This is a genomic window from Nonomuraea sp. 10N515B, assembly GCF_052245915.1.
In the GTDB taxonomy this organism is placed as follows: Bacteria; Actinomycetota; Actinomycetes; order Streptosporangiales; family Streptosporangiaceae; genus Nonomuraea.
In genome coordinates, this window is sequence record NZ_JBQQBQ010000145.1 from 1 (window position 1) to 6,625 (window position 6,625).

General features: G+C 69.5%; 5 protein-coding genes and 1 pseudogene. 4 read left to right on the top strand and 2 right to left on the bottom strand.

The features are described 5' to 3' along the window. The first annotated feature begins 398 nt into the window (after positions 1 to 398). From ACTWQA_RS58335 to ACTWQA_RS58350, 4 genes and pseudogenes are all read left to right on the top strand, one after another. Entirely contained in the window at positions 399 to 1,325 is a 927-nt protein-coding gene (locus ACTWQA_RS58335) for an alpha/beta hydrolase (protein ID WP_443167384.1), read from the top strand. Between the two features lie 321 nt (positions 1,326 to 1,646). Beyond that, on the top strand, positions 1,647 to 3,920 hold the full coding sequence (gene katG, locus ACTWQA_RS58340; protein ID WP_443167385.1) for a catalase/peroxidase HPI: 2,274 nt from the start codon (positions 1,647 to 1,649) through the stop codon (positions 3,918 to 3,920). Positions 3,921 to 4,035: 115 nt separating this feature from the next. Then, a pseudogene (locus ACTWQA_RS58345) lies at positions 4,036 to 4,209 on the top strand (histidine kinase dimerization/phospho-acceptor domain-containing protein); the annotation flags it as partial. A 118-nt stretch (positions 4,210 to 4,327) separates the two neighbouring features. Beyond that, complete coding sequence (locus ACTWQA_RS58350; protein WP_443167386.1) at positions 4,328 to 5,665, top strand: cytochrome P450; 1,338 nt, start codon at positions 4,328 to 4,330, stop codon at positions 5,663 to 5,665. A gap of 29 nt (positions 5,666 to 5,694) precedes the next feature. On the opposite strand, the gene ACTWQA_RS58355 is transcribed toward ACTWQA_RS58350, so the two are convergent. Together ACTWQA_RS58355 and ACTWQA_RS58360 are read right to left on the bottom strand one after the other, a co-directional pair. Further along, entirely contained in the window at positions 5,695 to 6,021 is a 327-nt protein-coding gene (locus ACTWQA_RS58355) for a hypothetical protein (protein WP_443167387.1), read from the bottom strand. Beyond that, complete coding sequence (locus tag ACTWQA_RS58360) at positions 6,021 to 6,356, bottom strand: YciI family protein (protein ID WP_443167388.1); 336 nt, start codon at positions 6,354 to 6,356, stop codon at positions 6,021 to 6,023. Before ACTWQA_RS58360 ends, ACTWQA_RS58355 begins: the two co-directional genes overlap by 1 nt. Positions 6,357 to 6,625: the final 269 nt, after the last annotated feature.

Genomic DNA, 6,625 nt, shown 5'->3' on the forward strand with positions numbered 1-6,625 from the left:
GTTCCGATAGTGGTGCACCAGGTCCAGCGCCGCCGACCCCACGCCCCGCCGTCCGAGACCGGGCGTGCTGGCGGGCGCCGCCGCCTGCTGCTCCAGTTGATCCATCCGCCGCTCCAGCGCGGCCAGACGCTCCTCCACTGCACACCTCTGAATTTTTCCGGAATTACGGAAAAGCGTACGTATGTGAGGAGCGGAACGTCAATGGGCCATCTCGGCGCGATGCTCGGCTTCACCATGCCCGAGGCCCTCGACCTGCACCTGCTTCCGCGCGCTGATCAGCGGCGAGCCGGTGGACCGCGAGCTGACCCGGCGCCTCGTGGACCACGTGATCATCCCGCTGGGGATCCCGGCCCACCCCGCACGCGAGCCTGATTCCGGCGCACGATAGAAGAAGGGCCATGCCGTTCGACCCCTACCTCGCCGACAAGCTGGCTTTGGTGCGTGGCCTGTCCCGGGAGGACCTTGCGACCGACCCGGCGGCCCAGCGGAAGCTGACCGACTACCTGCGGGATCCGGCGGAGTGGACCCTGCCCCCGGACGTGGTGGTCGAGGATCTCTTGATCGCCGGCCCGCACGGCGACATCCCCATCCGTACGTACCGGCCGCGTGACACGTCTGCGACCCTCGCCCTGCTATGGGCGCACGGCGGCGGCTTTTCCGGCGGCGACCTGGAGATGCCCGAGGCCCACGTCGTGAGCGCCGAACTGGCCGCCCGGGCCGGCGCCTTCGTCGCCTCGGTCGGCTACCGGCTGGCCCAGAACGGGGTGCGCTACCCCGTACCGCTGGACGACGTCGACGCGGCCTGGCGCTGGCTCACGGCGGAGGCCATGCCAGGCGGGCGCGCCGCGCTGGGCGGCGCCAGCGCGGGAGCGGCCCTCGCCCTCGCGACCGCCCTGCGCGCCCGCGACCGGAGGTCGGCGGACCTGCTCCTCCTGGCCTATCCCTTCGCGCACTACCCCAACCCTGCCCTCGACGACGCGACCACCGCCGAGATGGCCACGTTGCCCCCGTTCATGCGTTTCCCCACGGCGGCGATCGAAGGCATGGTCCGCACCTACGTGGGCCGGATCAGCGACCTGCCGCCCGACGCGCTCCCCGGCGCCGCCCGCCTCGACGGTCTGCCGGCCACCCACATCCTGCTGTCCGAGTACGACGACCTTCGAGCGTCCGGCGAACTCCTCCAACGCCAGCTCTGCGAAGCCGGCGTCCCGGTGAGCACGTTCCTGGCACGCGGAATGCCACACGGGCACCTCAACCGCACCCCGTCCCTCCGCGAGGTGGACGCCTCGCTCGACTACTTCGCCGCCGCCCTCGGCACGCTCTGACCCCCGCCTGGCGCGGCGCCGGCCATGGTCGACGGCTCGTGCTTACCGTGCGTCGGTTGGGGTCGCAGTTGCCGCTCACCCGCCGTGGTGAGGGTCACCATGTTGCGCCTTCGGTCATCCGGGTCCGGCGTGCGCTCGGATCGGTCCGGCTCCCTACCTGGACACTGTCACTTCGATGCGAGCCGAAGTGACAGTGCCCGCGTCATCGAAGTTTGGCAGTCCCCAACCGAAGTTCAGGTGTCGGAACGCGCGTCGGCTGGGAACTAGGGCTTCAGAGGTTTGACGCATTGCCCAGTGATCCGGTTGTTCGGAAGGAAGCAGATGAGCGACACCCAGGACAACGCCCCCGCCAGCGCGCAGGGCGTGGATCGGAAGGCGGCGGCCGGCTTTCCGGTCGCGCATGACTCCGTGACCGCGCATGGCAGTGAGAGCGAGAACCCGGCCATCGGCTCGCCGACTCCGAAGACCGGCGGTCGTCCGCGCACGAACCGGGACTGGTGGCCCAACCAGCTCGACCTGTCGGTGTTGCGCGCGCACTCGTCCAAGGGCAACCCACTGGCAGAGGGCTTCAGCTACGCCAAGGAGTTCGAGAAGCTCGACGTCGAGGCCCTCAAGCAGGACATCATCGAGGTGCTCACCACCTCGCAGGACTGGTGGCCGGCCGACTTCGGCCACTACGGCGGTCTCATGATCCGGATGAGCTGGCACGCCGCGGGCACCTACCGCATCCAGGACGGTCGCGGCGGGGCCGGCGACGGCGCTCAGCGTTTCGCCCCGCTCAACAGCTGGCCCGACAACGCCAACCTCGACAAGGCCCGCCGGCTGCTGTGGCCGGTCAAGCAGAAGTACGGCCAGAAGATCTCGTGGGCCGACCTGCTCGTGCTCGCCGGCAACGTCGCCCTGGAGTCGATGGGCTTCAAGACCTTCGGCTTCGGCTTCGGCCGCGAGGACGTCTGGGAGCCGGAGGAGATCTTCTGGGGTCCGGAGGACGCCTGGCTCGGTGACGAGCGCTACGTCACCGACACCGAGATGGTGCCGCACTTCGGCGCGACCGAGATGGGTCTCATCTACGTCAACCCGGAGGGTCCCCGCGGCAACGCCGACCCGGCTGCGGCGGCGCACTTCATCCGCGAGACCTTCGGGCGGATGGCGATGAACGACGAGGAGACGGTCGCTCTCATCGCCGGCGGCCACACGTTCGGCAAGACCCACGGCGCCGGCGTCGCGGACGACCACGTGGGGCCGGAGCCCGAGGCCGCGCCGCTGGAGGCGCAGGGCCTGGGCTGGCTGAGCAGCCACGGCACCGGCAAGGGCGGTGACACGATCACCAGCGGTCTCGAGGTGACGTGGACCGACCGGCCGACGCAGTGGAGCAACCGCTTCTTCGAGATCCTCTTCGGCTACGAGTGGGAGCTCACCACGAGCCCCGGCGGCGCGAAGCAGTGGGTCGCGAAGGACGCCGAGGCGATCATCCCGGACGCCCACGACCCGTCGAAGAAGCACAAGCCGACGATGCTCACGACCGACCTGTCGCTGCGCGTCGATCCGACGTACCAGAAGATCTCCCTCCACTTCATGGAGAACCTCGACGAGTTCGCGGTGGCCTTCGCCAAGGCCTGGTACAAGCTGCTGCACCGCGACATGGGTCCGGTCAGCCGCTTCCTCGGACCGTGGGTCGCCGAGCCCCAGCTGTGGCAGGACCCGGTGCCGGCCGTCGACCACGAACTCGTGGGTGACGCCGACGTCGCTTCCCTCAAGACGAAGGTCCTGGAGTCCGGCCTCACGACCGCTCAACTGGTCTCCACCGCCTGGGCTTCCGCCGCGAGCTTCCGGTCCACCGACAAGCGCGGCGGCGCCAACGGCGCCCGGCTCCGTCTCCAGCCGCAGCGCAGCTGGGAAGTCAACCAGCCCGAGCGACTCGCGACGGTCCTGGGCACTCTCGAGGACATCCAGCGCGCGTTCAACCAGGCCGGCGGCGCGAAGATCTCGTTCGCGGACCTGATCGTGCTGGCCGGCTCGGCCGCCGTCGAGAAGGCGGCACGCGAGGCCGGCGTGGAGGTGACGGTGCCGTTCCGCCCGGGCCGCACCGACGCTACCCAGGAGCAGACCGACGTCGAGTCCTTCCGGGTCCTCGAGCCGCGGGCCGACGGGTTCCGCAACTACCTGCGTTCCGGGGAGAAGACCCAGCCGGAGGTGCTGCTCGTCGACCGTGCCTACATGCTGAACCTGACCCCGCCTGAGATGACCGTCCTTATCGGCGGCCTGCGTTCCCTCGGAGCCAACTTCGGCGGTACCCAGCACGGCGTCCTCACCGACCGGCCCGGCGTGCTCACCAACGACTTCTTCACCAACCTGCTCTCCCCGGGCGCCCGCTGGAAGGCATCAGACTCCGAGGAGTATGTGTACGAGATCCGCGACGTGGCCACCGATGAGGTGAAGTGGATCGCCACCGCGGTCGACCTCATCTTCGGCTCCAACTCCCAGCTACGAGCCCTCGCGGAGGTCTACGCCAGCCAGGACGCCCGCGACTTCGTGGCCGACTTCGTCGCAGCCTGGACCAAGGTCATGGAACTCGACCGGTTCGACCTCGCCTGACGCCACTGTGGCGGTTGGGGGGCGACGTTGCCGTCGCCCCGAACCGGCGTGGAACGTGGAGCACTTCCTGGAGCGGCCGGCGGCGGCACCAGGGCCGGCCGCCGGGGCCTTCTTGGTGCGGCGCCGAGCAGCAGCTCGCCGACTGTCCGACAGCCGGCGGCGCTTCGTCGCCAACGCCTCGCACGAGCTCAAGACGCCGCTGGCGATCGACCGGGCGCTGTTGCAGGTGGCGTTCGCCGACTCGACGCTCCCCGAAGAGCTGCGGCACGTGCGCGACTCGCTGCTCGAATCCAACCGCCGCCAGGATGTGGAGCTCCGGACATGTCAGCCTCTCCACAAGGTAAGCATTAGATGCCGCCCGCGCCGGAGATCCTGTTCACCAGTGAAAGAGCAGAAGTGGGGGCCGCATGGGCGAGGTGCCGTACTCGATCCCCACCGCACCTGGCCGCCTGCCCTTGGTCGGCCACCTGCCGGGTCTCTCACGCGACCCTCTCGGGTTCATCACCGCGTTGCGCGAGAGCGCCGGACACGGCCTGGTCCGCGTGTACGTGGGCACGACCCCGATGTACGTCGTCACCGCGTACGAACCGGCCGACGACATCCTGGTGGCCCGGGCGCACACGCTCGGCGTGGGACGCATGTTCAAACAGCTTGGCTCCCTCATCGGGGACAGCCTGGCCACCTTGGAAGGCTCCGCCCACCTGCGGCGCCGACGCCTGATCCACCGGCCGTTCCGCGTCGGCGAGATCTCCGGCTACTCCGATGTCATGACGCGGCTGGCCCGGGATCTGAGCGGCTCGTTGCGGGCGGGCGTACCCGTACGCCTTGACCGCGCGCTCTACCGGCTGACCCTCTCCGCCACGGCCGAGACCCTCTTCTCGGTGGACCTGGCGGGGCCGGTCGTGGCGGAGGTCGATCGGTCGTTGCCGGTCGTCACCAACGGCGTGGCGCTGCGCGCCTTCCTGCCGCGCGCGTTCGAGCGGCTCCCGTTACCCCTCAACCGCCGCTACGACCTGGCCGTACGACGCCTGCGCCATGTCATACAGTCCGCCATCGACCAGCACAGGACCACCTCGCCCTCAGGCCGGAACCTGCTGTCCGCGCTGCAGGAGAACCGCGATCCCGACAGCGGCGAGGGCTTGACCGACGGGCAGATCCGCGACGAGATCATCACCATCATGCTGGCCGGCACGGACACCCCCGCCAACGTCCTCTCCTGGACCCTGCACGAGCTCGCCCGCCACCCCGAGGTCGAACACCGCCTGCACGCCGAACTCGACACCGTCCTGGCCGGACGGCCGGCCGAGATGTCCGACGTGGCCCGCCTCCCGTACACCGCCCAGGTCCTCACCGAGGCCAACCGCCTGTACTCGGCCTTGCTCCTCATGCGCGCGACCGTAACCCCGACGACGCTGGGCGGCGCCCGCCTTCCGCCCGGCACGGACATACTGATCAGCCCGTACGTGATCCATCGCGACCCGCGCTTCTTCGACGACCGCTTCGACCCCGGCCGCTGGGAGCCCGGCCGCGCCCACCGCATCCCGCGCAAGGCGTTTCTGCCGTTCGGCGCAGGCCCGCACAAGTGCATCGGCGACGCTCTGGCCTGGGCCGAGCTGGTCATCGTGCTGGCCACTGTCTGCTCCCGCTGGCGGCTGCGCCTGGCGCCGGGGCACACGGTGACCGCCGTCCCCAGCGTCGTCCCCCGGCCGGACAGCCTGCTCATGGTCCCCGAACGGCGCCCGTGACCGGCCGTCTTCTGGCCGAAGAGGGCGGCTCAGCCTGAGCGAGTGCCGGCCGCCAGTTCTGTCAGCCGGCGTTCGAGGAAGCGCCGCTCGGCGCCGTCGTCGGTGAGTTCCCCCGCACGTCGATAGGCGTCACGCGCTTCGTCGGTCCGCCCGAGGCGCCGCAAGAGTTCGGCCCTGGTCGAGTGCAGGTAGCGGAAGTCGTCGAGGCCGAGGTGGGCGACGAGGCGCAGGCCGGCCTCGGCGATCGCGAAGGCCTCCTGCGCGGCTTCCTCGGCGAGGTCGAAGTCGCCGAGGAAGCCGATCAGAGTGGCCAGCACGCGACCCCATTGCTCGCGGAAGACCTGATCGAGTGTCATCACCAATAGGTCTGCGCAGGGCGAATCTCGATGGCGCCGCCCAGGCGGGCCGCCGGGACGCGGGCGGCCACCTCGATGGCCGCGTCGAGGTCGTCGGCCTCGAGGACGAACCAACCGCCGACGGCTTCCTTCATTCCGACGAACGGACCGTCGGCTGTCAGGGTCTTGCCGCCCTCCACGCGCACCGTGGTCGCGTTCTCGGGGAGACCCATGGGAAGGCCAGGGGTGACGCCCGGCGTTTTGTTGATCGCCCCGTAGTCGGCATAGACCTGCTTCTGCTCCTCCTCGGAGAGCACGTCCCACTCCTCGGAGCTGGTGCCCTGGTAGATCAGCATGACGTACTGCAACGCTCGGCCTCCTCATCCGGATGGTTACACAAGGAGGCGAATGGCGAGCCGCGAAATCGACAGGTCGACACCGGAAATCTTGAGCGACTCGCAGCGCGCATGGGCCCAAGACAAAGTCGTTGTCTGGCGAGAGGAATGATCGAAACCTGTGGATCTGCCGGGAAGGGGTGTACCTTCCCGGATCATCCGATGTGGTTTCGAGATAAGGCCGACGCGCCAACGTCGGTCGGGAAGGCACACCCGTGCCGCTTACCGTA